Below are 26,503 nucleotides of genomic sequence, written 5' to 3' on the forward strand. Positions count from 1 at the left end.
CCCCGCCGGTCTTTCATGAGGGACAGGCAGTGCTGATTATCGTGGGAACACTCGTGACGCTGTTGTCCGTCTTCGGCGGTTATGCGCTGGCAGGCGGGCATCTGGGCGCCTTGATCCAGCCGGTCGAGATCCTGATGATCGTGGGCGCCGGCGTCGGTGCGTTCATCCTCGGCAACGGCGGCAAGACCATCAAGGCCACGCTGCGCGTGCTGCCGACGCTCTTCAAGGGCTCGAAATACACGAAGGACGTCTACATGGAGCTGATGGCGCTTCTTTACGTGCTGCTCGCGAAGGCACGCAAGGAAGGCACGCTGACGCTCGAGGCCGACATCGACGATCCGCAAAAGAGCCCGATCTTCACGCAATACCCGAAGATCCTCGCCGATCACCACATCGTCGAATTCCTGACCGACTACCTGCGCCTGATGGTGGGCGGCAACATGAACGCGTTCGAGATCGAAAGCCTGATGGACGAGGAGATCGAGACGCACCACGCGGAAGGCGAAGGCCCGGCGCACGCGCTGATGCGCGTCGGCGACGCGATGCCGGCGTTCGGCATCGTCGCGGCCGTGATGGGCGTCGTGCACACGATGGCGTCGGCCGACAAGCCGCCCGCGGTGCTGGGCGCGATGATCGCGCAGGCGCTGGTCGGCACGTTCCTCGGGATCCTGCTGTCGTACGGGCTGATCGGGCCGCTCGCGAGCCTCGCGGAGCAGCGCGTCGCCGAGTCGACCAAGATGTTCCAGTGCATCAAGGTGACGATCCTCGCGACGCTGAACGGCTATGCGCCGGCGATCGCGGTGGAGTTCGGCCGCAAGGTGCTGTTCTCCACCGAGCGTCCGTCGTTCTCCGAGCTCGAAGAACATGTGCGCCGCGTGAAGGCGAAGTGACGCGGAGCGACCGATGAGCAAGAGCAAGGATCGCGCGATCGTCGTCAAGCGGGTGGCCCCGGCGAAGAAGGGCCACCACGGCGGCGCATGGAAGCTCGCGTACGCGGACTTCATGACCGCGATGATGGCGTTCTTCCTGCTGATGTGGCTGCTGAGTTCGGTCACGCCGGTGCAGCTGAAGGGGATCGCCGAATACTTCAACATGCCGCTGAAGGCCGCGATTCTCGGCAGCGGCGACCGCAGCTCGCAGGACGCGAGCATCATCAACGGCGGCGGCCGCGACCTGTCGAGCGTCGACGCCGGCACGCTGCGCCGCACCGACGGCACGACGTCGCTCGCCGAGCGCGTCGCGAAGCCGGTCGACGAGCATGCGCAAGCACAGGCGCAGGGCGCGCTCGAACGGCTCGAGCAGGCGCGCCTGCACGACCTGCAGATCAAGCTGATGGCCGCGATCGAGGCCAACCCGACGCTGCGCCAGTTCAAGCAGCAGATCCGCATCGATTCGACGCTGATGGGGCTGCGCATCGAGATCGTCGATACGCAGAAGCGGCCGATGTTCGCGATGTCGAGCGACCACGTCGAGCCGTACATGCGCGACATCCTGCGCGAGATCGGCAAGACGCTGAACGACGTGCCGAACCGGATCATCGTCCAGGGTCATACCGACGCCGTGCCGTACGCGGGCGGCGAGGGCGGCTACAGCAACTGGGAGCTGTCGGCCGATCGCGCGAACGCGTCGCGCCGCGAGCTGATCTCCGGCGGCATGGACGAGGCGAAAGTGCTGCGCGTGCTGGGCCTCGCGTCGACGCAGAACCTGAACAAGGCCGATCCGCTCGATCCGGAAAACCGCCGGATCAGCGTGATCGTGCTGAATCGCAAATCCGAAGAAGCGCTGATGCGCGACGACGCGACGACGACGACGCTGTCCGCCGACGCGGCCGGTTCGAAGCTGCTCGCGCAGCAGCTCGGCGGCCCGGCGCCGGCGGTGCGTCCGGTCGTGGCGAGCGCCGTCGCCGTGGCGCCGAAACCCTGACGTTTCCGAGACAGACATGATCCGAACCATTCTCGCCATCGACGACTCCGCGACCATGCGTGCGCTGCTGCAGGCCACGCTTGCGCAGGCCGGCTACGACGTGACGGTGGCGCCGGACGGCGAAGCCGGCTTCGACATGGCGGCGACGGCGCCGTACGACCTGGTCCTGACCGACCAGAACATGCCGCGCAAGAGCGGGCTCGAGGTGATCGCCGCGCTGCGCAAGCTGAGCGCGTACGCGGACACGCCGATCCTCGTGCTGACGACCGAGGGCAGCGACGCGTTCAAGGACGCCGCACGCGACGCGGGTGCGACCGGCTGGATCGAAAAGCCGATCGACCCGGGCGTGCTGGTCGACCTGGTCGCCACGCTGTCCGAGCCGGCTGCCTCCTGACATGAACGCGACGAATTCAACCGGTGACCGGGCATGACTCTCGACATCACTCAGTTCTACCAGACCTTTTTCGACGAAGCGGACGAGCTGCTCGCGCAGATGGAGCAGCTGCTGCTGAATCTCGACGTCGATTCGCCCGATCCCGAGGATCTGGCGGCGATCTTCCGCGCCGCGCATTCGATCAAGGGCGGCGCGGCGACGTTCGGCTTTTCCGCGCTGACCGATACGACGCACATCCTCGAATCGCTGCTCGACCGCGCACGCAACCATGAGCTGACGCTGACCAAGGACATGGTCGACGCGTTCCTCGAGACCAAGGACGTGCTGTCCGACCAGCTCGTCGACTACCGCGCGAGCGCCGAACCGGACGCGGCGGCCGCCGCGACGATCTGCGCGAAGCTCGAGCGGCTGCAGGCCGAAAGCGGAGCGGGTGCGCCCGCTGCCGCAGCCGAGCCCGCGCCGGCTGCCCCGGTTGCCGCAGCCGTGGCGCCGGCGGCCGCACCCGCCGCCGCGCCCGCCGTCGGCGGCGACTGCGCGCCCGACCATGTGGTCGAGCAGGCCGTCGCGGCCGCGCATCCGGCGGCCGACGCCGGCGCCGGCGGCCCGCACCTGAAGATCACGCTGGTCGGCGTCGACGCGAAGGACCAGGCGCTGCTCACCGAAGAACTCGGCAACCTCGGCCGGATCGTCGGTCGCGAGGAAGCGGGCGCCGACCTGTCGCTGTGGGTCGAATCGGACGTGCCGTCCGACGATATCGTCGCGGTGTGCTGTTTCGTGATCGACGAAAGCCAGATCCGCGTCGCGCACGGCACGGCGCCGGCCGCGCAGCCGGCACCGGCAGCCGCGCAGGACGCCGCCGAAGCGGTCGAAGCGGCCCCCGCCGCGCAGCCCGCGCGCGTCGAGGTATTCGCGCCGCAGGCTGCCGCACCGCAGCCGGCCGCGCCGGCGCCGGCGCCGGCGCCGGCCGAGCCGCCCGCGGTCGCAGCGCAACCGCAGCCGCAACAGCACGCTCAACCGCAACCGGCCGACCACGCGGCGCCGGCCGCCGCGCATCACGACGACAAGCGCGCCCGCCCGGCCGCCGCGGCCGCGGCCGGCGCCGAAGGCAGCTCGATTCGCGTCGGCGTCGAGAAGGTCGACCAACTGATCAACCTCGTCGGCGAACTGGTGATCACGCAGGCGATGCTGGCCGAGACGGCGAGCGCGTTCGATCCGGCGCTGCACGACCGCCTGTTCAACGGGATGGCGCAGCTCGAGCGCAACGCGCGCGACCTGCAGGAAGCGGTGATGTCGATCCGCATGATGCCGATGGACTACGTGTTCAGCCGCTTCCCGCGGCTCGTGCGCGACCTCGCCGGCAAGCTCGGCAAGCAGGTCGAACTGGTCACGTTCGGCCAGGCGACCGAGCTCGACAAGAGCCTGATCGAACGGATCATCGATCCGCTCACGCACCTGGTGCGCAACAGCCTCGACCACGGCATCGAAACCGTCGACAGGCGCGTCGCCGCCGGCAAGGACGCGGTCGGCCAGCTCGTGCTGTCGGCCGCGCATCACGGCGGCAACATCGTGATCGAGGTGAGCGACGACGGCGCGGGCCTGAACCGCGAGCGGATCCTCGCGAAGGCCGCGAAGCAGGGCATGCAGATCTCCGAGAACATCAGCGACGACGAAGTGTGGCAACTGATCTTCGCGCCGGGCTTCTCGACCGCCGAGACGGTGACCGACGTGTCGGGCCGCGGCGTCGGGATGGACGTGGTGAAGCGCAACATCCAGTCGATGGGCGGCCACGTCGAGATCTCGTCGCAGGCCGGCCGCGGCACGACCACGCGGATCGTGCTGCCGCTCACGCTCGCGATTCTCGACGGGATGTCGGTGAAGGTCGGCAGCGAGATCTTCATCCTGCCGCTGAACTTCGTGATGGAGTCGCTGCAGCCGTCGAACGACGACATCTACACGGTCGGCAACGGCGAGCGCGTGGTGCGCGTGCGCGGCGAATACCTGCCGCTGGTCGCGCTGCACGAGGTGTTCTCGGTCGACGACGCGCGCACCGACCCGACGCAGGGGATCGTCACGATCATGGAAACCGAGGGGCGTCGCTTCGCGATGCTGATCGACGAGCTGGTCGGCCAGCAGCAGGTGGTCGTGAAGAACCTCGAAACCAACTACCGCAAGGTGCACGGCATCTCGGCGGCGACCATCCTCGGCGACGGCAGCGTCGCACTGATCGTCGACGTCGCGGCGCTGAACCGCGAAACCCGTGCGACGCACGGCGCCCGTGCCGGCGCCGAGCTCGCGATGTTCTGATTCTCGCCATCAACCGATTGGGGGCAAACGTGTCTGCTGAAGTCCAAATGATCAATCCGGCCGCGGCGAACGCGGTAACGAGCCGCCGCGACGCGGAACACGGCGACGCGACGGGCCAGGAATTCCTCGTGTTCACGCTCGGTGACGAGGAATACGGGATCGACATCCTGAAAGTGCAGGAAATCCGCGGCTACGACAGCGTCACGCGCATCGCGAACGCGCCCGAGTTCATCAAGGGCGTGATCAACCTGCGCGGGATCATCGTGCCGATCGTCGACATGCGGATCAAGTTCCACCTCGGCCGGGTCGAGTACGACCACCAGACCGTCGTGATCATCCTGAACGTGTCGAACCGCGTGGTCGGGATGGTGGTCGACGGCGTGTCGGACGTGCTGACGCTGCAGACCGACCAGATCATGCCGGCGCCGGAGTTCGGCGCGACGCTGACGACCGAGTACCTGACGGGCCTCGGCACGGTCGACGGCCGGATGCTGATCCTGATGGACATCGAGAAGCTGATGTCGAGCCGGGAAATGGCGTTGATCGAGACGCTCGGCGGGTAAGCGCGCCGCGCGCGCAGCAATTTCGGGAGAATCTGCAATGTTGCATAACTGGTCGATCCGCACGACGCTCACGGCGGTCGGACTCATCCTCGTGTGCCTGACCGCCGCGGTCGGCGGGCTCGGCCTCTACGCGCTGAATCACGCGAGCCGCTCGCTCGACGAGATCGCGCACGTCGACCTGCCGGCGATCCACACGCTCGACGACACGGCCGCGCACCTGCTGCGCTCGCGCGTGGCGCTCGACCGCTTCCGTACGCTGACCGAAGCCGGCAATGCGGCCGAGGCCGCGAAGGTGCTCGAGCGCGCGCAGGCGCTGTATGCGAAGTCGAACCAGAACTGGCAGGCGTTCCAGTCGACGCCGAAGCCCGGTATCGAGCAGGCGCTCGTCGACGAGCTCACCGCACGGTATACGACGATCGTGAAGGAAGGCGTCGAGCCCGAATTCGCCGCGGCGCGCGCGGGCGACATGGCGGCGTATCACGCGATCGCCGACACGAAGATCAGCCCGATGTTCGTCGCGTTCGACCAGACGGCGGCGGCCGTGATCGCGGCGCTGCAGAAGCGCGCGGAAGAACGTCAGGCCGAGACGCAGTCGCAGATCTCGATGATGATCGCGCTGATCGCGGCCGGCATCGCGATCGCGTTCGTCGTCGTGATCGCGATCCGCTTCGCGCTGCGCGGGCTGATCGTCAAGCCGCTGGAAGACGCGATCGCGCACTTCGAGCGCATCGCCGGCGGCGATCTCACGCAGCCGGTGAGCGTGTTCAGCACCAACGAGATCGGCCGCCTGTTCGGCGGCATCAAGCGGATGCAGGACGCCGTCACGACGATGGTGCAGGCCGTGCATCGCGGCACCGAGTCGATCGACGTCGGCGCGCGCGAGATCGCGACCGGCAACATCGACCTGTCGCAGCGCACCGAGGAGCAGGCCGCATCGCTGCAGGAAACCGCGTCGAGCATGGAGCAACTGACGGGCACCGTGCGGCAGAACGCGGAAAACGCGCGGCAGGCCAGCCAGCTCGCGGTGAATGCGTCGGACATCGCGATGCAGGGCGGCGACGTGGTCGGCCAGGTCGTGTCGACGATGCAGGACATCGCGGCGAGCTCGGGCAAGGTCGTCGACATCATCGGCACGATCGAAGGCATCGCGTTCCAGACCAACATCCTCGCGCTGAACGCGGCGGTCGAAGCCGCGCGCGCGGGCGAGCAGGGCCGCGGCTTCGCGGTGGTCGCGGGCGAGGTGCGCTCGCTCGCGCAGCGCAGCGCGAGCGCCGCGAAGGAAATCAAGCAGTTGATCGGCGATTCGGCCGAGAAGGTCGACAGCGGCTCGGCGCTCGTCGCACGCGCCGGTTCGACGATGGACGAGATCGTGCAGGCCGTGCGCCGCGTGACCGACATCATGGGCGAGATCAGCGCCGCGTCCGACGAGCAGTCGACCGGCATCGAGCAGGTCAACCGCGCGGTCGGCCAGATGGATGCGGTCACGCAGCAGAACGCGGCGCTCGTCGAGCAGGCGGCCGCCGCGGCCGCGTCGCTCGAGGAGCAGACGCGCCAGATGAAGGCGATCGTGTCGGGCTGGCGCGTCGCGGGCGGCATCGCGCTCGCGCCGGCGCGCAGCGTCGCGCGGCCGCTCGCGCACCAACCGGCCGCGCTGCCGTCGGATTCGCGCGACCACGCACCGGTCGCCGCGCTGCCGGCGCCGCAGGCGGCGGCCCAACCGGCGGCACGCCGCGCCGCGCCGGCGTCGCGCGCGGCGGCTGCAGGCGCCGCCCCCGAACCGAAGCGCGAGGCCGATGCCGCCGCGCGTACGCAGAAGGACGCAGCGGCTTCCCGTGGCGCCGCCGCAGCGGGCGGCTACGGCCCGCGTCTCGCGAAGACGGCCGCACCGGCGGACAAGCCGGCCGCGAAACCCGCGCTCGTGCGCCCGGCGCTGAACGGCGAGAAGCCGGCGCTGGCGGCCGCCGGCGCGTCCGACGACGACTGGGAGACCTTCTAAACCATGTCGCACGCGCGCGCGCCGTTTCGACCCGATGCACCGGATGCCTCGCCTCGCGCGGGCGAGCCGGGGCGCGACTTCGCGTTCACCGGTGCGGATTTCGCCCGGATCCGCGCGCTGATCCACCAACGCGCGGGCATCTCGCTGTCGGAGCACAAGCGCGACATGGCCTACAGCCGTCTCGCGCGACGGCTGCGCGCGCGCGGCCTCGACACGTTTCGCGACTACCTCGACCTGCTCGAGCAGGAAGACGATCCGCTCGAGTGGGAAGCGTTCACCAACGCGCTGACGACCAACCTGACCGCGTTTTTCCGCGAGTCGCACCATTTCCCGATCCTGTCCGAGTTCGTGAAATCGCGGCCGGCGCCGGTATCGGTCTGGTGCTCGGCGGCGTCGACCGGCGAGGAGCCGTACTCGATCGCGATCACGCTGATCGAGGCGCTCGGCGAAACGGCTGCGCGCAGCGCGTCGATCCTCGCGACCGATCTCGACACGCAGGTGCTCGCGAAGGCCGAAGCCGGCATCTACACGTACGACCAGGTCAAGCACCTGTCGCCGGAGCGGCTGAAGCGCTTCTTCCTGAAGGGCACGGGCGCGCAGGCCGGCCGCGTGAAGGTGCGCCCCGAGCTGCGCGCGATGATCCGCTTCGAACAGTTGAACCTGACCGATGCGGACTACGGGATCGCGAAGCCGTTCGACGCGATCTTCTGCCGCAACGTGATGATCTATTTCGACAAGCCGACGCAGGGGCAGGTGCTGTCGCGCTTCGAGCCGCTCGTGAAGCCGGGCGGGCTGCTGTTCGCCGGCCATTCGGAGAACTTCACGTACGTGACGCAGGCGTTCCGGCTGCGCGGGCAGACGGTGTACGAACTGACGCGCGACGCCGCGCAGGGCGCACGGCCGCGCGGCGCGCCGGCGAGCGCGGCGAGCGCGATGCCGTCGCGCGCGCGGGCCGCGGGCGGTGCGCTCGCCTATGGAGAGCGCGGATGAGCGCACTGCCGATCGCGACCAATCGCTACTTCGACAATCACTTCGAGCGCCCCGGCGTGAAGCTGTTGCCGAACGAGTTCTACACGACGGCCGAGGACATGGTGCTGATGACCGTGCTCGGCTCGTGCGTCGCCGCGTGCCTGCACGACCCGTACGCGGGCATCGGCGGGATGAACCACTTCATGCTGCCGGACGACGGCGCCGATCCGGGCGCGGCCGCGTCGGAATCGATGCGCTACGGCGCGTATGCGATGGAAGTGCTGATCAACGAGCTGATCAAGGCCGGCGGGCGCCGCGAGCGCATCGAGGCGAAGGTGTTCGGCGGCGCGGCCGTGCTGGCCGGGATGACGACGATCAACATCGGCGATCGCAACGCGGATTTCGTGCGCCGCTACCTCGCGCTCGAGCGCATCCGCATCACCGCGGAAGACCTGCAGGGCGTGCATCCGCGCAAGGTCGCGTTCATGCCGCACAGCGGGCGCGCGATGGTGAAGAAGCTGCGGCTGCAGGTGCCGGGCGTGACCGAGCGCGAAGCCGCGCTCGCGCGCGAGGCCGATCGCGCCCGCGCCGCGCGTACGCGCGCGCACGTCGAGCTGTTCGCCGCGAAGCGGCCTGCGCCGCCGCAACCGGCGCGCCCGCGCATCGAGCTGTTCGGCGCGCGCGGCGCCGCACCGGCCGGCAGCGGCGGCGGCGCGCGGACGGCGAACCCGCATGCCGGGAGCCCGGGCGCCCCGTACGCGGCGACCCTATCAAGAAAGCAGGAGGCATGACCGCAGTGCAGAAGATCAAAGTGTTGTGCGTCGACGATTCGGCGCTGATCCGCAGCCTGATGACCGAGATCATCAACAGCCAGCCCGACATGACGGTGTGCGCGACCGCGCCCGATCCGCTCGTCGCGCGCGAGCTCATCAAGCAGCACAACCCGGACGTGCTCACGCTCGACGTCGAAATGCCGCGCATGGACGGGCTCGACTTCCTCGAGAAGCTGATGCGCCTGCGGCCGATGCCGGTCGTGATGGTGTCGTCGCTGACCGAGCGCGGCTCGGAAATCACGCTGCGCGCGCTCGAACTCGGCGCGGTGGATTTCGTCACGAAGCCGCGCGTCGGGATTCGCGACGGGATGCTCGACTACGCGGAAAAGCTCGCCGACAAGATCCGCGCGGCGTCGCGCGCGCGCGTGCGCCAGGCGCCGCAGCCGCAGGCCGCCGCCCGCACGGCGGACAGCGCCGCGGCCGCGCCGATGATCAACAACCCGCTCGTCAGTACCGAGAAGCTGATCATCATCGGCGCGTCGACGGGCGGCACCGAGGCGATCCGCGAAGTGCTGACGCCGCTGCCGCCCGACGCACCGGCCGTGCTGATCGCGCAGCACATGCCGCCGGGCTTCACGAAGTCGTTCGCGCAGCGGCTGAACGGCCTGTGCCGGATCGCGGTGAAGGAAGCCGAGCACGGCGAGCGCGTGCTGCCCGGCCATGCCTACATCGCGCCGGGCCACGCGCACCTGTTGCTCGCGCGAAGCGGCGCGAACTATATTGCGCAGCTGTCGGACGAGCCGCCGGTGAACCGGCACCGCCCGTCGGTCGACGTGCTGTTCCGCTCGGCGGCGACGCACGCGGGCAAGAACGCGATCGGCGTGATCCTCACCGGGATGGGCCGCGACGGCGCGGCCGGCCTGCTGGAAATGAAACGCGCGGGCGCTCACACGTTCGCGCAGGACGAAGCGAGCTGCATCGTGTTCGGGATGCCGCGCGAGGCGATCGCGCTCGGCGGCGCGGACGAGGTCGCGCCGCTCGCCGACATGAGCCGCCGCGTGATGGCGCGCCTGGCCACGATGGGCGACCGCGTGCAGCGCGTGTGAAGGGAATGTCACGGGGCGCGTGCCACGATACGCGTCCCGACGGAAACGAATCTGGAAAGGAACGACGATGGACAAGAGCATGAAAATCCTGGTGGTGGACGATTTCCCGACGATGCGCCGGATCGTCCGCAACCTGCTCAAGGAACTGGGCTACACGAACGTCGACGAAGCCGAGGACGGCGCGGCCGGCCTCGCGCGGCTGCGCGGCGGCGGCTTCGACTTCGTGATCTCCGACTGGAACATGCCGAACCTCGACGGCCTCGCGATGCTGAAGGAAATCCGCGCCGACGCGACGCTCACGCACCTGCCGGTGCTGATGGTCACGGCCGAGTCGAAGAAGGAGAACATCATCGCGGCCGCGCAGGCCGGCGCGAGCGGCTACGTCGTGAAACCGTTCACGGCCGCGACGCTCGACGAGAAGCTGAACAAGATCATCGACAAGATGGCGAAAGCCGGGAGCTGACGTGAACGAGCCGATCCATGCGGCGCTCGCCGGCGCGGGGTTCAGCGCCGACAGCCATCCAGAAGGCGCCGACTTCCCGAGCGACCGCATTCTCGCGCGCATCGGCCAGGTCACGCGCACGCTGCGCGATTCGATGCGCGAGCTCGGGCTCGACAAGCACGTCGAGCGTGCGGCGGAAGCCGTGCCCGATGCGCGCGACCGGCTGCGCTACGTCGCGACGATGACCGAGCAGGCCGCGGTGCGCGTGCTGAATGCGATCGAGATCGCGAAGCCGATGCAGGAGCGCGTGCAGAACGAGGCCGAGGCGCTTGACGCACGCTGGGCGCAGTGGTACGCCGCGCCGATCGAGCACGCGGAAGTGCGCGAGCTGATGGACGATACGCGCGCGTTCCTGCGCACGTTGCCCGAGTCGACGTCGGCGACCCGCGCGCAACTGCTCGAGATCATGCTCGCGCAGGATTTCCAGGATCTGACCGGGCAGGTGATCAAGAAGATCATGGACATGGTCTACCTGATCGAGCAGCAGCTCCTCACCGTGCTCGTCGAGAACATCGCGCCGGAGCGGCGCGAGCAGTTCGCGGCCACCGCGGCCGCGCTCGCGGCCGAGCAGATGAGCGCGACCGGCAGCCCCGAATCGCTGCTGAACGGCCCGCAGATCGCGCCGGAAGGCAAATCCGACGTCGTCCAGGACCAGGGGCAGGTCGACGACCTGCTCGCGAGCCTCGGCTTCTGATCCTGCCGCCGCGCATCCGCGCGCCCCGTTCCGCGGGCCGCCCGATGCGTGCATTCCCCGTCCCCGCCTCGTTTTTCCGTGCGCGCCGCCCCTGCGCGGCGCGGCGTGATCCTGCGTCGAATTGACACTTGGCCACACTCCGCAGGCATACTACGCGTCAGCAGCAACGTAGCGTCATCCGTAAGATTCATAAGTTGGCAGGCGGCGTGGGCCGATGGCGGCGCCGTCGGCAACGAAGCCAGTCCCGTGGGGGGGAACGTGAAGCTGAAACGCTTGGGCTGGACCGTCGCGCATGCGACGGCTGCAATGGGTGTGCTGTGGGCCGTCCACGCACACGCGGAACTGGGCGGCGCGCCGATGTCGCCGCCGGCGGACGATCGGGCCGCCACCGTGCGTGCGCTGCAGCGCGCGATGCGCTCGGCGGACGGCGTGCAGACGAGCACGGCCGCCTATACCGTCCGCGAGATCACGCTCGGATCGGGCACCGTCATTCACGAATACACGTCGGCCGCCGGCAGCGTGTTCGGCCTCGCGTGGCGAGGGCCGACGATGCCGGATCTCGCGTCGCTGCTCGGCAGCTATTTCCCGCAGTACACCGCCGGCGTCGAGGCGGCGCACCGGGCGCGCGGCTGGCGCGCGCCGGTGGCCGTCGAGACGAGCGGCCTCGTGATCCGGACGGGCGGCCACATGGGCGCCTTCTCCGGCCAGGCATGGCTGCCGTCGGCGCTGCCGGCCGGCGTGGCCGGCACCGATATCCAGTGACAGCGGGAGAGCGATCTTGAGCATTCCTCGTACATTCAAGCGCTGGCTCGGCGTGCTGGGCCTCCTGGCCGCGACGGCCGTGCTCGTGGCGGCATGCGGCGGCGGCGATGGCGGCGGCGGTTCGGCCAACAACGGCAACACCGGCGGCAACGGTTCGGGCGGGTCCGACGGCAACAGCGGCAACACGGCCGTCATCACGGTCGGCGCGGGCGCCGCGAACGTGATCAACATCCCGACCATCAGCGTGAAGGTCTGCGTGCCGGGCACGTCGAACTGCCAGATCGTCAACAACGTGCTCGTCGATACCGCGTCCTACGGGCTGCGGCTCGTCGGCAGCGCGGTGGCGGGCGTGCACGACAGCCTGCCGCAGGTGACGAGCGGCGGCGCGCCGGTCGCCGAATGCGGCAAGTTCGTGTCGAGCTACACGTGGGGGTCGGTGCGCACCGTCGACCTGTCGATCGGCGCCGAGCAAGCGAGCGCGCTGCCCGTGCAGATCATCGGCGACCTCGGCACGACGAACGTGCCGAGCTCGTGCACGAACGGCGGCGCGTCGGCCAACTCGACCGGCGCGCTCGGCGCGAACGGGATCCTCGGCATCGGGCCGGCGCCGTACGACTGCGGCACGACCTGCGCGACGTCGACGTCGACGAGCAACAACTACTACGCGTGCCCGAACGGCGACAACGCGAGCTGCACGGTCGCGCTCGTGCCGCTCGCGCAGCAGGTGGCCAACCCGGTGCATCGGTTCGCGAACAACGACGGCGTGAGCGTGCAGATGCCCGACATCTCGCCCAGCGGGCAGGCGAGCGCGACCGGCACGCTGACGTTCGGCCTGCCGAACCTGAGCGGCAAGACGGTGATGACGTCGACCACGACCGGCGACGTCAGCGCGACGTTCCAGGGGCGCAACGTGACCGCGTTCTTCGATACGGGCTCGAACGCGTATTTCTTCAACGATTCGGCGCAAACGGTCTGTTCGAGGAATACGGAGTTCTACTGCCCGTCGGCCACGACCGCCTACTCGGCCACGCTGAGCGGCCAGAACGGCGCGTCGGGCACCGTGTCGATGACGGTCGCGAACGCGGATTCGCTGTTCTCGAACCCGTCGACGTTCGCGTTCAACGACATCGCGGGCCCGTTCGGCTCGTCCAACTGGCTCGACATCGGCATGCCGCACTTCTACGGCAAGACGATCTACTTCGGGATGGACAAGACCGCGAGCGGCGGCGCGCAGCCGTTCGTCGCGTTCTGATGCGGCACGGCCGGACGCAGGAACGAGGGGGCGAGCGATCGCCCCCTTTTTTATTCCGGTGTGCCGGGCGGGCGCTACGAACCGGATCGCTGCCAGGCGCCGGCATAGCGCCTACGATGTAAGACCGGCACCGGTGCCGGCACGACATCGAGGAGACAACGCCATGAACTCGCGTATCCAGCGCATCACGCCGTTCCTGTGGTTCGACCGCGACGCCGAGGCGGCGGCCGGTTTCTACGTATCGGTGTTCGACAACGCGCGCATCGTGCACGTCGCGCGCTACGGCAAGGCCGGCGCGCACGCGTCCGGCAACGCCGAGGGCGCGGTGATGACCGTGGCGTTCGAGCTCGACGGGCAGGCGTTCGTCGCGTTGAACGGCGGCCCGGTGTTCCAGATGACGCCGGCCGTGTCGTTCGTCGTCAACTGCCGCGACCAGGCCGAGATCGACCATTACTGGACGCGCCTGTCCGAAGGCGGCGACGAGCGCGCGCAGCAATGCGGCTGGCTGCGCGACCGCTTCGGCGTGTCGTGGCAGGTCGTGCCCGTGCAGATGGCCGAACTGATGACGGGCGACCCGGCCCGCGCCGAGCGCGTGATGGCGCAGGTGATGACGATGAAGAAGCTCGATCTCGATGCGCTGCAGCGGGCGGCGGCAGGCGAATCCGCTTAGGTCGCCGAGGTCTTGCAGGTCGTTCGGGCCGGCGGCCGCCGGCCTGTCGTGAGGCCCGACGCCCGAGAGCCGGCGCCCGAGGCACGGCGCCCGAGACCCGAGACCCGAGACCCCGGCCCCGGCCCCGGCCCCGGCCCCGGCCCCGGCCCCGGCCCCGGCCCCGGCCCCGGCCCCGGCCCCATTTCGTCCGGCCCCGTTTCCCCCGTCTTTCCCGCTCGTCGTTTCACCGTTCCCCCTCGCATTACGCCGCAGCCGCTCCGCTTGCGGCCGCCGCTTCGCCATACGCCCGCCGGACCGTTTTCCGCTGCGCGTCGCATCGTTGCGCCCCCGATCCGACAGCGTTTGCGGCGGCTCGCCCGATTCCCCGAAATACCCCCCTTTCCCGGCTTTGCTCGACCGATCGGCGTTTGACGCCTCCATGAATAATCGGTGTCACTGGAAAGCGGCATTCCGCCGTACCCGACCGGAGGCCCCGTGGCAGACGAGAGCGATCTCGACAAGACCGAAGCCGCCACTCCCAGGCGCCGCGAGAAGGCGCGCGAGGAGGGGCAGGTCGCGCGTTCGCGCGAACTGGCTTCGTTCGCGCTGCTCGCGGCGGGGTTCTACGGCGCATGGCTGCTCGCGGGCCCGTCGGGCGGCCATCTGCAGGCGATGCTGCGCGGCGCGTTCACGTTCGATCGCGCGACCGCGTTCGACACCAACCGGATGCTGTCGGCGGCCGGCAGCGCGAGCCTCGAAGGCTTCGCCGCGCTGCTGCCGCTGCTCGCGCTCACCGGCTTCGCCGCGCTGCTCGCGCCGATGGCGCTCGGCGGCTGGCTGATTTCGCAAAAGACGTTCGAGCTGAAGTTCGACCGCCTGAACCCGATCTCGGGCCTCGGCCGGATCTTCTCGATCCAGGGGCCGATCCAGCTCGGGATGTCGATCGCGAAGACGCTGGTCGTCGGCGGGATCGGCGGCATCGCGATCTGGCGCAGCAAGGACGAACTGCTCGGGCTCGCGACGCAGCCGCTCGGCGCCGCGCTGCCCGATGCGCTGCATCTGGTCGCCGTGTGCTGCGGCACGACGGTCGCCGGAATGCTGGTGGTCGCCGGGCTCGACGTGCCTTACCAACTCTGGCAGTACAACAAGAAGTTGCGCATGACGAAGGAAGAAGTGAAGCGCGAGCATCGCGAGAACGAAGGCGATCCGCACGTGAAGGGGCGGATCCGCCAGCAGCAGCGCGCGATCGCGCGCCGCCGGATGATGGCGGCCGTGCCGAAGGCCGACGTGGTCGTCACGAACCCGACGCACTTCGCGGTCGCGCTGCAATACACGGACGGCGAGATGCGCGCGCCGAAGGTCGTCGCGAAGGGCGTGAATCTCGTCGCCGCGCGCATCCGCGAGCTCGCGGCCGAACACAACGTGCCGCTGCTCGAAGCGCCGCCGCTCGCGCGTGCGCTGTATCACAACGTCGAACTCGAGCGCGAGATCCCCGGTTCGCTGTACTCGGCGGTCGCCGAAGTGCTCGCGTGGGTGTACCAGCTCAAGCGCTTCCGTTCGGAAGGCGGCGCGTTCCCGGCGGTGCCGGTCGATCTCGACGTGCCGGCCGAACTCGACAAGGGCGCGTCGGTGTCCGCCGACGACGAGCGCGACGAAGCCGAAGACACGCTCGGCAAGCAAGGGAACGCAGCATGAGCACCCCGACCACCGGCCTGTTCGCGAAGCGCCCGAACCCGTTCGCGGGCACGAACCTGCGCGCGCTCGCGGGCCCGATCCTCATCTGCATGATCCTGGGGATGATGATCCTGCCGCTGCCGCCGCTGCTGCTGGATCTGCTGTTCACGTTCAACATCGCGCTGTCCGTGATGGTGCTGCTCGTCAGCATGTACACGATGAAGCCGCTCGACTTCGCGGCGTTCCCGAGCGTGCTGCTGTTCTCGACGCTCCTGCGCCTGTCGCTGAACGTCGCGTCGACGCGCGTGGTGCTGCTCGAAGGGCACACCGGGCCGGACGCGGCCGGCCAGGTGATCGAGGCGTTCGGCCACTTCCTCGTCGGCGGCAACTTCGCGGTCGGCATCGTCGTGTTCGTGATCCTGATGATCATCAACTTCATGGTGATCACGAAGGGCGCGGGGCGGATCGCCGAAGTGTCCGCGCGCTTCACGCTCGACGCGATGCCCGGCAAGCAGATGGCGATCGACGCCGACCTGAACGCGGGCCTCATCAACGAGGAACAGGCGCGCAAGCGGCGCCTCGCGGTATCGCAGGAAGCCGAGTTCTACGGGTCGATGGACGGCGCGTCGAAGTTCGTGCGCGGCGACGCGATCGCCGGTCTGATCATCATGGCGATCAACGTGATCGGCGGGCTGATCGTCGGGATGGTCCAGCACGACATGTCGTTCGCCGCGGCCGGCACCAACTACACGCTGCTGACGATCGGCGACGGCCTCGTCGCGCAGATCCCGTCGCTCGTGATCTCGACCGCGGCCGGCGTGATCGTGTCGCGCGTCGCGACCGACGAGGACATCGGCACGCAGATCACCGGCCAGTTGTTCACGAACCCGCGCGTGCTGAACATCACCGGCGCGATCATTGCGCTGATGGGGCTGATCCCCGGGATGCCGCACTTCGCGTTCCTCTCGCTCGGCGGCGGCGCGATCTGGCTGGCGCGCACGCAGACGAGGCGCGCGGCGGCCCGCAAGGCGGCCGGCGACGTGACCGACATCGCGCCGCCCGCCGTGCTGCCGGCCGACAGCCACGAAGCGACCTGGGACGACGTGCAGCTGATCGACCCGCTCGGCCTCGAAGTCGGCTACCGGCTGATTCCGCTCGTCGACAAGAACAGCGACGGCGAGCTGCTCAAGCGCATCAAGAGCATCCGCAAGAAATTCGCGCAGGAAATCGGCTTCCTGCCGCCGGTGATCCATATCCGCGACAACCTCGAACTGCGGCCGAACGCGTACCGGATCGCGCTGAAGGGCGTCGAGATCGGCGTCGGCGAAGTGTTCCCGGGCCAGTGGCTCGCGATCAACCCGGGCCAGGTGACGGCCGCGCTGCCGGGCGCCGTCACGCAGGATCCCGCGTTCGGGCTGCCGGCCGTATGGATCGACGTCGCGCTGCGCGAGCAGGCGCAGGTGTACGGCTACACGGTGGTCGACGCGAGCACGGTCGTCGCGACGCATCTGAACCATCTCGTCGTCCAGCACGCGGCCGAGCTGCTCGGCCGCCAGGAAGTGCAGGCGCTCGTCGAGCGCACCGGCAAGGACGCACCGTCGCTCGTCGAGGATCTCGTGCCGAAGACGATCTCGCTCACGACGCTGCAGAAGGTGCTGCAGAACCTGCTCGAGGAAGGCGTGCCGATCCGCGACATGCGCACGATTCTCGAGGCCGTGTCCGAGCATGCGGGCCGCGGCGACGCGTACGAGATCACGGCCGCGGTGCGGCTCTCGCTCGGCCGCGCGATCACGCAGCAGTGGTATCCGGGCGTCGGCGAAATGCAGGTGATGGGCCTCGACGCGAATCTGGAGCGCGTGCTGTCGCAGGCGCTCGCCACCGGCGCGAACCCGGGCCTCGAACCCGGCCTCGCGCACAACCTTCTGACCGGCACGCAGCAGGCGATGCTGCGTCAACAGAATCTCGGGCTGCCGCCCGTGCTGCTCGTGCAGCACGCGCTGCGCGCGATGCTCGCGCGTTTCCTGCGCCGCAGCCTGCCGCAATTGAAAGTGCTGTCGTATGCCGAAGTGCCGGACACGCGCACGATCAAAGTCGTTAACGTCATCGGGGGTTCCGCTTGAACATTCGCAAATTCACCGGCGCAACGAGCCGCGACGCACTTCGTCTCGTGCGCGAGGCGCTCGGCGCCGACGCGGTCGTGCTGTCGAACCGCACGCTCGATGACGGCAGTGTCGAAATCGTTGCACTCGCCGATTCGGATCTCGCCGCGGTGGCGCCGCCGGCCGCGCGTCCGCGTCTCGCGACGTCGCGCCAGCCGGAATCCGTGCCGGCCGCCGCGGTGCCGGGCATCGTGTCGCGCCCGGGCATCGCGCCGCGCCCGGCCGTCAATCCGTATGCGGCGGGCGCAGGCGGGCTGCCGGACGTGTTCTCGTCCGTGTTCGGCGCGAGCGCCGACGCGCAGGAGGCCGACGTGCACGCTTCGTCGATCGATGCGGGCGAGCCGGCGGCAGCGTCTTCGATCGCGGCGGCGACTGCCGGTGCGCCCGCTGCCGGTACGCCCGCTGCCGGTACGCCGGCCGCCGGAGCGCCGGCCGCCACTTCCGAACCCGCGCCGTGGCTGGTCGAGCACGCGAAGCGCCTGACGCAGCAGCGCGACGCGCTGATGGCCCGCGCGCAGGCGCCGGCCGAGCCGCGGGCAAGCGCGCCCGCGCCGCAAGCCGCGGCCGGCGCGACGCCGCACGACTGGGCGCGCGACATCGTGCGCGACGCGGAACGCCGGATGCCGGCCGCCGGAGCGCCGGCCGCCGGGTCGCCGGCCGCCGGGTCGCCGGCCGCCGGATCGCCGGCCGCCACGAAGCGCGCCCCCGACACGGGCGTCGCGTACGCCGGCAAGGCGACGGAGCGCGCGCGCCTGTCCGCGGACACGGCCGCCGCGGTGGCCGACGCGGTGAAGTCGCGCATCGAGCGGATCGTCAACGACACCGTGATGCACGAGCTCGGCGAGTTGCGCGGGATGATGGCGGAGCAGTTCGACAGCCTGATGTGGCACGACCGCCAGCGTCGCAGCGCCGTTCACGGCGCGCTGACGAAGCACCTGTTCGCGGCCGGCTTCTCCGCGCAGCTCGTGCGGATGCTGGTCGACAACCTGCCGTCCGGCGACGGCGCGCAGACTTTCGAGCAGGCCGCCGACTGGGCGCAGTCGGTGCTCGCGTCGAACCTGCCGGTGCTCGACAGCGAGGACGCGCTGATGGAGCGCGGCGGCGTGTTCGCGCTGATGGGACCGACGGGCGTCGGCAAGACGACCACCACCGCGAAGCTGGCGGCGCGCTGCGTGATGCGCTTCGGCGCGAGCAAGGTCGCGCTGCTGACCACCGACAGCTACCGGATCGGCGGCCACGAGCAACTGCGCATCTTCGGCAAGATTCTCGGCGTGCCGGTTCACGCGGTGAAGGATGCGGGCGACCTCGCGCTCGCGCTGTCCGAGTTGCGCAACAAGCACATCGTGCTGATCGACACGATCGGCATGAGCCAGCGCGACCGCGCGGTGTCCGACCAGATCGCGATGCTGCACGGCGCGAACGCGCCGGTGCAGCGCCTGCTGCTGCTGAACGCGACGAGCCACGGCGACACGCTGAACGAAGTCGTGCAGGCGTACCGCAGCGCGGGCGAGCATCCGGACCTGGCCGGCTGCATTCTCACGAAGCTCGACGAGGCGACCCACCTCGGCGGCGTGCTCGACACGGTGATCCGCTACAAGCTGCCGGTCCACTACGTGTCGACCGGCCAGAAGGTGCCGGAGAACCTGTACGTCGCATCGACCCGATTCCTGCTGAAGAGCGCGTTCTGTGTGCCGCGCGACGGCTCGCCCTTCGTGCCGCAAGACGAGGACATGCCGACGCTGCTTTCCGCACTGACCGCACGTTCCACCGCCGAGCTGCACGAGGTGCGATTTGGATAAACGGATCATCGACCAGGCAGAAGGGCTGCGGCGCCTGCTGGCCGGGCGCGCGTCGCGCATCGTCGCGGTGACGGGCGGCCCGGCGGGCGTCGGCTGCACGTCCACCGTGGTGAACCTCGCGGCGGCGCTCGCGTCGCTCGGCAAGGACGTGCTCGTCGTCGACGAGCGCGCCGACGTGCATTCGGCCAGCGCGACGCTCGCCGGCGCGTGGCTGCGCGACGGCGAACGCACGCGGGTGGCGGCCGGCTTCGGCCTGTGCGGCGCCGCGCGGCTCGCGCGCGCCGGCTACGGCGACGCGCAACTGAGCGACTTCATCGACGGCCCGGCCGACATCGTCCTCGTCGACGCGCAGCTCGGCGCCGACGGGTCGTTCTCGGCGCTCGCGCGCGAAGCCCACGACGTGCTGGTCGTCACGCGGGTCGCCGCGCAGGCGATCACCGAGGCGTATGCGTGCATGAAGCGGCTGCATTTCGCGCACGCGTTCGCGCAGTTCCGCGTGCTGACCAATCAGGTCGGTAGCCACGCGGACGCGAAGACGGCCTTCGACAACCTCGCGGGCGTCGCGAGCCGCTACCTGACCGTATCGATCGCCGACGCGGGCTGCGTGAGCGCCGATCCGCTCGTCGAGCACGCCCGCGAACTGATGCATGCGGTGGTCGACGCGTTCCCGTCGTCGGCGGCCGCGCGCGACTACCGGCAGATTGCCGCCGACCTGTTGTACTGGCCGATGCGCCCGCGTTCGGGCGCGGGCCGCGCGGTCCACGCCGGCGGCAAGCCGTCGTACGAGGCGGGCGCGGCACACGCCGCGTGAGCGCCACCCGAAGGAGGGAGCCATGATGTACAACGCTCAAGGAAAGATGTCCCAGGCCGACGTGCTCGCGCAATACGCGCCGCTCGTGCGCCGCCTCGGGCTGCAGCTCGTCGCGAAGATGCCGGCGAGCGTCGATCTCGACGATCTGATCCAGGCCGGCATGATCGGCCTGATGGACGCGGCCGGCCGCTACAAGGAAGACCAGGGCGCGCAGTTCGAGACCTACGCGACGCAGCGCATCCGCGGCGCGATGCTCGACGAGCTGCGCAGCAACGACTGGCTGCCGCGCAGCCTGCGCAAGACGTCGCGCGAGGTCGAGCACGCGGTGCACCAGGTCGAGCAGCACCTCGGCCGCTCGGCGAGCGAGACCGAGATCGCGCAGCACCTGAACATGCCGCTCGACGAATACCAGGGGATGCTGCAGGACCTGCACGGCAGCCAGCTCATCTACTACGAGGATTTCGACCGCGCGGCCGACGACGAGCCGTTTCTCGACCGCTATCGCGTCGATCACGCCGATCCGCTGTCGGCGCTGCTCGACGAGCACCTGCGCGAGGCGCTCGTCGAGGCGATCGAGCGGCTCCCGGAGCGCGAGAAGCTGCTGATGTCGCTGTACTACGAACGGGGTCTGAATCTGCGCGAGATCGGTGCGGTGCTCGAGGTGAGCGAATCGCGCGTGTGCCAGTTGCACAGCCAGGCCGTCGCGCGCCTGCGTGCGCGGCTGCGCGAACAGGCGTGGGTCGGCGCCGAGTCCTGACCCTTTGGAACGGCCGCGCGCGCCGACGCCGCGCGCCCGTGCCGCGGTTGCTCGGCGCTTGCGCATTTCGCGCGCCGATTTGCTACAATCCCCTCCGTTTTCCGAGGAGCGTTGCGACGGACCATCCAGCGTCCGCCAGGCTCGGAAGGCTTCACCAAGCAGCCGTGCAGCGATTTTTCCGCGCCGGCCCCGCTTCCTGAACGGCGCTCACGTCACCAATCTAGAAACTTTTTAGAAAGGAGGGCGTGATGAACGCCATTATCGATTCCAAGGCTTCCCACGATTACGTCGTCGCCGACATGGCGCTGGCCGGCTGGGGCCGCAAGGAACTGAACATCGCCGAGACCGAAATGCCGGGCCTCGTGCAGATCCGCGACGAATACAAGGCGCAGCAGCCGCTGAAGGGCGCGCGCATTGCCGGCTCGCTGCACATGACGATCCAGACGGGCGTGCTGATCGAGACGCTGAAGGCGCTCGGCGCCGACGTGCGCTGGGCGTCGTGCAACATCTTCTCGACGCAGGATCACGCGGCGGCCGCGATCGTCGAAGCCGGCACGCCGGTGTTCGCGTTCAAGGGCGAATCGCTCGACGAATACTGGGAGTTCTCGCACCGCATCTTCGAATGGCCGAACGGCGAATTCGCGAACATGATCCTGGACGACGGCGGCGATGCCACGCTGCTGCTGATCCTCGGCTCGAAGGCCGAGAAGGACCGTTCGGTGATCGCGAAGCCGACCAACGAGGAAGAGGTCGCGCTGTACAAGTCGATCGCGGCGCACCTCGACGTCGACGCGAACTGGTACTCGAAGCGCCTCGCGCACATCAAGGGCGTGACCGAAGAAACGACGACCGGCGTGCATCGCCTGTACCAGATGGAAAAGGACGGCCGCCTGCCGTTCCCGGCGTTCAACGTGAACGATTCGGTCACGAAGTCGAAGTTCGACAACCTGTACGGCTGCCGCGAGTCGCTCGTCGACGGCATCAAGCGCGCGACCGACGTGATGATCGCGGGCAAGGTCGCGGTCGTCGCGGGCTACGGCGACGTGGGCAAGGGTTGCGCGCAATCGCTGCGCGGCCTGGGCGCGACCGTGTGGGTCACCGAAATCGATCCGATCTGCGCGCTGCAGGCGGCGATGGAAGGCTACCGCGTCGTGACGATGGAATACGCGGCGGACAAGGCCGACATCTTCGTGACGGCGACCGGCAACTACCACGTGATCAACCACGATCACATGAAGGCGATGCGTCACAACGCGATCGTCTGCAACATCGGCCACTTCGACTCGGAAATCGACGTCGCGTCGACGCGCCAGTACCAGTGGGAAAACATCAAGCCGCAGGTCGACCACATCATCTTCCCGGACGGCAAGCGCGTGATCCTGCTGGCCGAAGGCCGCCTTGTGAACCTCGGCTGCGCGACCGGTCACCCGTCGTTCGTGATGTCGAACTCGTTCGCGAACCAGACGCTCGCGCAGATCGAACTGTTCACGCGCGGCGAGCAGTACGAGAACAAGGTGTACGTGCTGCCGAAGCATCTCGATGAAAAGGTCGCGCGCCTGCACCTGGCGCGCATCGGCGCGAACCTGTCGGTGCTGTCGGACGAGCAGGCCGCGTACATCGGCGTGCAGAAGGACGGCCCGTTCAAGCCGAACCACTACCGCTATTGATGCGCTGCCGCCGCGCCGTGCGCGCCCGTTGCGGGCGCACGGCGCGGCGGCGCTCACCGATCGTACCGATCGACAACCGAACCGGAGCCCTCCATGAGCGTCATCCTCACCTGGGTCATCAACGCGCTCGCGTTGCTGATCATCACGTACCTCGTGCCGTCGATCCACATCAAGAGCTTCGGCACCGCGCTGATCATCGCGGTCGTGCTCGGGCTGATCAACACGGTGATCCGGCCGGTGCTGATCCTGCTGACGCTGCCCGTCACGATCGTCACGCTCGGGGTTTTCATCCTCGTCGTGAACGCGCTGTGCTTCTGGTTCGCGTCGTCGCTGCTGAAGGGCTTCGAGGTGTCGGGGTTCTGGTCCGCGTTCTTCGGTTCGATCCTGTACAGCATCGTGTCGTGGCTGCTGTCCGCCCTGATCTTCGGCCAGCGCGACATCGGCTGAGGGCGGGCACGGGCCCAACCCCATCGAATCATGAAACCGATCGAACTCTCGTTTGAATTCTTCCCGCCGAAGACGGCGGACGGCGTCGAGAAGCTGCGCGCCACGCGCGCGCAGCTGCTGCCGCTGAAGCCGAAATTCGTCTCCGTGACGTTCGGCGCCGGCGGATCGACGCAGCAGGGCACGCTCGATACCGTGCTCGACATGCAGAAGGACGGCCTCGAGGCCGCGCCGCACCTGTCGTGCATCGGCTCGTCGCGCGACAGCCTGCGCGCGATTCTCGACCAGTACCGCTCGCACGGCATCCGGCACATCGTCGCGCTGCGCGGCGACCTGCCGTCGGGGATGGGCGCGGTCGGCGAGCTGCGCTATGCGTCCGAGCTCGTCAGCTTCATCCGCGCCGAGCATGGCGACTGGTTCCACATCGAGGTCGCCGGCTACCCGGAGTACCACCCGCAATCGCGGTCGCCGAAGGCCGATCTCGAGAACTTCGCGCGCAAGGTGAAAGCCGGCGCGAATTCCGCGATCACGCAGTATTTCTTCAACGCGGACGCGTATTTCCGCTTCGTCGACGATGCGCGCAAGCTGGGCGTGGACGTGCCGATCGTGCCGGGCATCATGCCGATCACGAACTTCTCGCAGCTGATGCGCTTCTCCGAGATGTGCGGCGCCGAAGTGCCGCGCTGGGTCGCGCGCCGGCTCGAGAGCTTCGGCGACGATCGCGAGTCGATCCGTGCGTTCGGCGCGGACGTCGTCACGAGCCTGTGTCAGCGCCTGATCGACGCGGGCGTGCCGGGGCTGCACTTCTACACGCTGAATGCGGCGGCCGCGACGCGGACGATCTGCGAACGGCTCGCGGTATAAGCGCCGTCACGCGGTTGCATGCGCAACGGCCCCGCCGGTTCGTGCCGGCGGGGCTTTTTTTATCGTGACGGGCGACGCGTGGCGCGTGGCGCGTGGCGCAAACGTGCGCGCGTCAGCGCTGCGCCTGCATCAGCGGCGGGCGGCGGTCGAACCACGGCCGCGCCTGTTCGAGCTGCCGCGCGAGCCGGAGCAGCAACGCGTCGTCGGCATGGCGCGCGGCGAACTGCACGCCGATCGGCAGCCCGCGCGCATTCCAGTACAGCGGCACCGACATCGCCGGCTGGCCGGTCAGGTTGAACAGCTCGGTGCAGCCGGCCCACGCGAACGCCTTCTCCGACGACTTCGCGAGCATTTCCTTCAGCAGCGGTTTCACCGGCAGCGCGGCGAGCAGCTTCATCTGCGCGGATTCGAACGGCGTCGGCTGCAATTCGCCGATTTTCACCGGCGGCCCGGCGAGCGACGCGCACAGGATCGCGTCGTAGCGCGACACGAGGCCGGCGACCTGCACGGTGAGCTGGCGCTGCCATTCGAGCACGTCGGGCAACCGCGTGCGCGCGAGGCGGCGGCCGACCACCGCCATCGCCCAGGTCGCGGCCTCGAACTCGCCGCGCCGCGGCGTGCGGCCGGTCAGTTCGCGCGCGCCGAGCACCATGTCCTCGGCGATCGTCGCCCACAGCGTCAGGAAGGTTTCGGCCGCGCGCGCGTAGTCGATTGGCAGCGTCGCCGGCTCGACGTGATGGCCGAGCGATTCGAGCAGCGCGGCCGCATCGTCGAGCGCCGCGCGCGTGTCGTCGGCGAGCGCCGGCGCGAGCATCGGATCGACGACGAGGCCGATCCGCAGCGGGCCGGGCGGCGTATCGAGCGCGCCGAGGAAGGTGCCGGGCGCGCCGGGCGGCAGTGTCTGGCCGGTCGTCACGTCGAGCAGCAGCGCACTGTCGCGCACGCTGCGCGATACCGCGTGCTGGACGACGAGTTCGCCGTTCGACGGCAGGTCGACGAGCACCGGGTTGCGGCTCGGCTTCAGGCCGAACAGCCCGCAGCACGACGCCGGAATGCGGATCGAGCCGCCGCCGTCGGACGCATGCGCGAGCGGCACGATGCCGGCCGCGACGGCCGCCGCCGCGCCGCCGCTCGAACCGCCGGGCGTGTGATCGAGGTTCCACGGGTTGCGGCACGCACCGAACAGTTCCGGTTCCGTGTACGGCATCTGGCCGATCTCGGACGTGTTGGTTTTGCCGAATACGTTGAGGCCCGCCGCGCGGCTGCGCGCGATCACCGGCGAATCGTCGGCCGGCACGAAGTAACGGTAGTGCCGGCTGCCCATCGACAGCGGCAGCCCGGCGACCGCCGCGCCGAGATCCTTGACGAGATACGGGACGCCCGCGAACGGCGCGTCGGCGCCCGGCTCGGGCGCGGCCGCCGCACGCTGGCGCGCGGCTTCGTAGTCCTGCAGCACGATCGCGTTGATCGCGCCGTTGACCGCTTCGGCCTGGCCGATCGCGGCGTCGAGCAGCTCGCGCGGGCTTGCGCGGCGTTCGCGCACGAGCGCGGCGAGGCCGATTGCATCGTGCGCGAGATAGTCCGAGTGCATCGCGGCCCCCCGTTGACACGCGTGGCGATGGTGCGAGCATAACGCGGGCCCGGCGTGGCGGGCCCGCGGCCGTGCCTTTTTAGAGGTGCTCGGCGAGGAAGGTCAACGTGCGGCCGTGCGCGAGCGCCGCCGCGCGCTGGTTGTACGAGGCGCGGTCCGTGCAGTTGAAGCCGTGCTCGGCGCCCGGGTACACGTGGAACGACGCATCGCCGTGGCCGGCGAACGCGGCCTTCACCTGGTCGACGGCGGTGAGCGGAATGCCGTGGTCGTTTTCCGCGTAATGGAACAGGATCGGCTGCTTGATCTGACCGGCGAGATCGAGCGCGTTGTGGATGCCGCCGCCGTAATAGGACACCGCCGCGTCGAGCTTGCCGGTCGCCGCCGCGCGGTACGCGAGCTGGCCGCCGAAGCAGTAGCCGATCGCGGCGAGCTTGCCGCCCACTTCGGGGCGTGCGCGCAACGCGTCGGCCGCCGCGCCGATGTCCGCGACCGCGAGACCCACGTCGGTCTTCTTCATCAGCTCGATGCCCTTGTCGCGATCCGCGCCGTCGTAGGTCAGCTCGACGCGCGGCTGCGTGCGCCAGAACACGTCCGGCGCGAGCGCGACGAAGCCGTCGGCCGCGTACTGGTCGGCGACCGAACGGATGTGCGCGTTCACGCCGAAGATTTCCTGGATGATGATGACGGCAGGGCCCTTGCCGCGCTTGGGCAGTGCAAGATAGCCGCCGAAGCTGTCGTTACCGGTCGGGATGTCGATCCATTGGGCAGTCACGTTTTGAACTCCTGGCGTACGGGGTGCGCGAGGCGCCCCGGGGAATGAATAGAGGGCGGCCTAGTGTGCCACCGATCG

24 protein-coding genes and 1 riboswitch are annotated in these 26,503 nt (G+C 69.3%); of the genes, 22 read left to right on the forward strand and 2 right to left on the reverse strand.

The genetic code is table 11. The features are described from left to right. The first annotated feature begins 29 nt into the window (after positions 1 to 29). The 22 genes from motA to metF all read left to right on the forward strand — a co-directional run bounded on the left by motA (position 30) and on the right by metF (position 24,062). A complete protein-coding gene (gene motA, locus WS96_RS00860; RefSeq protein ID WP_034209583.1) occupies positions 30 to 890 on the forward strand; it encodes a flagellar motor stator protein MotA in 861 nt (286 codons plus the stop codon). Positions 891 to 903: 13 nt separating this feature from the next. Further along, a complete protein-coding gene (motB, locus tag WS96_RS00865) occupies positions 904 to 1,923 on the forward strand; it encodes a flagellar motor protein MotB (RefSeq protein ID WP_059503271.1) in 1,020 nt (339 codons plus the stop codon). A gap of 16 nt (positions 1,924 to 1,939) precedes the next feature. Beyond that, on the forward strand, positions 1,940 to 2,317 hold the full coding sequence (locus WS96_RS00870) for a response regulator (protein ID WP_034209581.1): 378 nt from the start codon (positions 1,940 to 1,942) through the stop codon (positions 2,315 to 2,317). Between the two features lie 33 nt (positions 2,318 to 2,350). Continuing rightward, on the forward strand, positions 2,351 to 4,621 hold the full coding sequence (gene cheA / locus WS96_RS00875; RefSeq protein WP_059829949.1) for a chemotaxis protein CheA: 2,271 nt from the start codon (positions 2,351 to 2,353) through the stop codon (positions 4,619 to 4,621). A 47-nt stretch (positions 4,622 to 4,668) separates the two neighbouring features. Then, positions 4,669 to 5,184: a chemotaxis protein CheW gene (cheW, locus tag WS96_RS00880; protein ID WP_059503277.1), complete on the forward strand. Its 516-nt coding sequence runs from the start codon at positions 4,669 to 4,671 to the stop codon at positions 5,182 to 5,184. Positions 5,185 to 5,221: 37 nt separating this feature from the next. Beyond that, positions 5,222 to 7,180, forward strand: a complete 1,959-nt coding sequence (locus tag WS96_RS00885) for a methyl-accepting chemotaxis protein (protein ID WP_059829951.1) — start codon at positions 5,222 to 5,224, stop codon at positions 7,178 to 7,180. Positions 7,181 to 7,183: 3 nt separating this feature from the next. Further along, a complete protein-coding gene (locus tag WS96_RS00890) occupies positions 7,184 to 8,170 on the forward strand; it encodes a CheR family methyltransferase (protein ID WP_059829953.1) in 987 nt (328 codons plus the stop codon). Continuing rightward, positions 8,167 to 8,940, forward strand: coding sequence for a chemoreceptor glutamine deamidase CheD (gene cheD / locus WS96_RS00895; protein WP_059829955.1), 774 nt, complete (start codon positions 8,167 to 8,169; stop codon positions 8,938 to 8,940). The genes WS96_RS00890 and cheD overlap by 4 nt, the downstream gene beginning before the upstream one ends. Next, positions 8,937 to 10,028 (forward strand): protein-glutamate methylesterase/protein-glutamine glutaminase, encoded by a 1,092-nt coding sequence (locus WS96_RS00900; protein WP_034209575.1) that lies wholly within the window; start codon positions 8,937 to 8,939, stop codon positions 10,026 to 10,028. The genes cheD and WS96_RS00900 overlap by 4 nt, the downstream gene beginning before the upstream one ends. Positions 10,029 to 10,095: 67 nt before the next feature. Beyond that, complete coding sequence (gene cheY / locus WS96_RS00905) at positions 10,096 to 10,491, forward strand: chemotaxis response regulator CheY (protein WP_006754880.1); 396 nt, start codon at positions 10,096 to 10,098, stop codon at positions 10,489 to 10,491. A gap of 1 nt (position 10,492) precedes the next feature. Continuing rightward, positions 10,493 to 11,224, forward strand: coding sequence for a protein phosphatase CheZ (cheZ, locus tag WS96_RS00910; protein ID WP_034209574.1), 732 nt, complete (start codon positions 10,493 to 10,495; stop codon positions 11,222 to 11,224). Between the two features lie 258 nt (positions 11,225 to 11,482). Beyond that, the gene (locus WS96_RS00915) at positions 11,483 to 11,986 is read left to right on the forward strand and encodes a DUF2844 domain-containing protein (protein WP_059829957.1); all 504 of its coding nucleotides are present in this window, start codon (positions 11,483 to 11,485) and stop codon (positions 11,984 to 11,986) included. A gap of 16 nt (positions 11,987 to 12,002) precedes the next feature. Beyond that, positions 12,003 to 13,238 carry a DUF3443 family protein gene (locus WS96_RS00920; protein ID WP_059829959.1) on the forward strand — a complete coding sequence of 412 codons (1,236 nt, stop codon included), beginning with the start codon at positions 12,003 to 12,005 and terminating at the stop codon, positions 13,236 to 13,238. Positions 13,239 to 13,401: 163 nt separating this feature from the next. Beyond that, positions 13,402 to 13,908 carry a VOC family protein gene (locus tag WS96_RS00925; RefSeq protein ID WP_059829961.1) on the forward strand — a complete coding sequence of 169 codons (507 nt, stop codon included), beginning with the start codon at positions 13,402 to 13,404 and terminating at the stop codon, positions 13,906 to 13,908. A gap of 474 nt (positions 13,909 to 14,382) precedes the next feature. Next, a complete protein-coding gene (gene flhB, locus WS96_RS00930) occupies positions 14,383 to 15,582 on the forward strand; it encodes a flagellar biosynthesis protein FlhB (protein WP_059829963.1) in 1,200 nt (399 codons plus the stop codon). Next, positions 15,579 to 17,681 (forward strand): flagellar biosynthesis protein FlhA, encoded by a 2,103-nt coding sequence (gene flhA, locus WS96_RS00935; RefSeq protein WP_059829965.1) that lies wholly within the window; start codon positions 15,579 to 15,581, stop codon positions 17,679 to 17,681. The genes flhB and flhA overlap by 4 nt, the downstream gene beginning before the upstream one ends. Further along, complete coding sequence (flhF, locus tag WS96_RS00940) at positions 17,678 to 19,519, forward strand: flagellar biosynthesis protein FlhF (protein ID WP_059829967.1); 1,842 nt, start codon at positions 17,678 to 17,680, stop codon at positions 19,517 to 19,519. Before flhA ends, flhF begins: the two co-directional genes overlap by 4 nt. Then, a complete protein-coding gene (locus WS96_RS00945; RefSeq protein WP_059829969.1) occupies positions 19,512 to 20,330 on the forward strand; it encodes a nucleotide-binding protein in 819 nt (272 codons plus the stop codon). The genes flhF and WS96_RS00945 overlap by 8 nt, the downstream gene beginning before the upstream one ends. Positions 20,331 to 20,352: 22 nt before the next feature. After that, positions 20,353 to 21,087 (forward strand): RNA polymerase sigma factor FliA, encoded by a 735-nt coding sequence (locus WS96_RS00950; protein ID WP_006484033.1) that lies wholly within the window; start codon positions 20,353 to 20,355, stop codon positions 21,085 to 21,087. Positions 21,088 to 21,184: 97 nt separating this feature from the next. After that, a riboswitch (S-adenosyl-L-homocysteine riboswitch) is annotated at positions 21,185 to 21,303 on the forward strand. 32 nt (positions 21,304 to 21,335) lie between these two features. Beyond that, positions 21,336 to 22,754: an adenosylhomocysteinase gene (gene ahcY, locus WS96_RS00955; protein ID WP_034209567.1), complete on the forward strand. Its 1,419-nt coding sequence runs from the start codon at positions 21,336 to 21,338 to the stop codon at positions 22,752 to 22,754. Between the two features lie 93 nt (positions 22,755 to 22,847). Next, positions 22,848 to 23,201 (forward strand): phage holin family protein, encoded by a 354-nt coding sequence (locus tag WS96_RS00960; RefSeq protein WP_006477367.1) that lies wholly within the window; start codon positions 22,848 to 22,850, stop codon positions 23,199 to 23,201. A 30-nt stretch (positions 23,202 to 23,231) separates the two neighbouring features. After that, positions 23,232 to 24,062, forward strand: coding sequence for a methylenetetrahydrofolate reductase [NAD(P)H] (metF, locus tag WS96_RS00965; RefSeq protein ID WP_059790362.1), 831 nt, complete (start codon positions 23,232 to 23,234; stop codon positions 24,060 to 24,062). Between the two features lie 112 nt (positions 24,063 to 24,174). On the opposite strand, the gene WS96_RS00970 is transcribed toward metF, so the two are convergent. After that, complete coding sequence (locus tag WS96_RS00970) at positions 24,175 to 25,653, reverse strand: amidase (protein WP_059780474.1); 1,479 nt, start codon at positions 25,651 to 25,653, stop codon at positions 24,175 to 24,177. A 79-nt stretch (positions 25,654 to 25,732) separates the two neighbouring features. Continuing rightward, positions 25,733 to 26,425 (reverse strand): dienelactone hydrolase family protein, encoded by a 693-nt coding sequence (locus tag WS96_RS00975; RefSeq protein WP_059829971.1) that lies wholly within the window; start codon positions 26,423 to 26,425, stop codon positions 25,733 to 25,735. Positions 26,426 to 26,503: the final 78 nt, after the last annotated feature.

The sequence above is a fragment of the Burkholderia sp. MSMB1835 genome (genome assembly GCF_001526365.1).
Taxonomy (GTDB): domain Bacteria; phylum Pseudomonadota; class Gammaproteobacteria; order Burkholderiales; family Burkholderiaceae; genus Burkholderia.

Excerpts from the sequence above, each read along its gene's own strand:
- WS96_RS00950 (WP_006484033.1), top strand. The coding sequence starts at position 20,353 with ATGATGTACAACGCTCAAGGAAAGATGTCCCAGGCCGACGTGCTCGCG.
- metF (WP_059790362.1), top strand. The coding sequence starts at position 23,232 with ATGAAACCGATCGAACTCTCGTTTGAATTCTTCCCGCCGAAGACGGCG.
- WS96_RS00870 (WP_034209581.1), top strand. The coding sequence starts at position 1,940 with ATGATCCGAACCATTCTCGCCATCGACGACTCCGCGACCATGCGTGCG.
- cheY (WP_006754880.1), top strand. The coding sequence starts at position 10,096 with ATGGACAAGAGCATGAAAATCCTGGTGGTGGACGATTTCCCGACGATG.
- motB (WP_059503271.1), top strand. The coding sequence starts at position 904 with ATGAGCAAGAGCAAGGATCGCGCGATCGTCGTCAAGCGGGTGGCCCCG.
- WS96_RS00970 (WP_059780474.1), bottom strand. The coding sequence starts at position 25,653 with ATGCACTCGGACTATCTCGCGCACGATGCAATCGGCCTCGCCGCGCTC.
- flhA (WP_059829965.1), top strand. The coding sequence starts at position 15,579 with ATGAGCACCCCGACCACCGGCCTGTTCGCGAAGCGCCCGAACCCGTTC.
- WS96_RS00925 (WP_059829961.1), top strand. The coding sequence starts at position 13,402 with ATGAACTCGCGTATCCAGCGCATCACGCCGTTCCTGTGGTTCGACCGC.
- WS96_RS00960 (WP_006477367.1), top strand. The coding sequence starts at position 22,848 with ATGAGCGTCATCCTCACCTGGGTCATCAACGCGCTCGCGTTGCTGATC.
- WS96_RS00900 (WP_034209575.1), top strand. The coding sequence starts at position 8,937 with ATGACCGCAGTGCAGAAGATCAAAGTGTTGTGCGTCGACGATTCGGCG.
- WS96_RS00890 (WP_059829953.1), top strand. The coding sequence starts at position 7,184 with ATGTCGCACGCGCGCGCGCCGTTTCGACCCGATGCACCGGATGCCTCG.
- ahcY (WP_034209567.1), top strand. The coding sequence starts at position 21,336 with ATGAACGCCATTATCGATTCCAAGGCTTCCCACGATTACGTCGTCGCC.
- WS96_RS00885 (WP_059829951.1), top strand. The coding sequence starts at position 5,222 with ATGTTGCATAACTGGTCGATCCGCACGACGCTCACGGCGGTCGGACTC.
- cheW (WP_059503277.1), top strand. The coding sequence starts at position 4,669 with ATGATCAATCCGGCCGCGGCGAACGCGGTAACGAGCCGCCGCGACGCG.
- cheA (WP_059829949.1), top strand. The coding sequence starts at position 2,351 with ATGACTCTCGACATCACTCAGTTCTACCAGACCTTTTTCGACGAAGCG.
- cheD (WP_059829955.1), top strand. The coding sequence starts at position 8,167 with ATGAGCGCACTGCCGATCGCGACCAATCGCTACTTCGACAATCACTTC.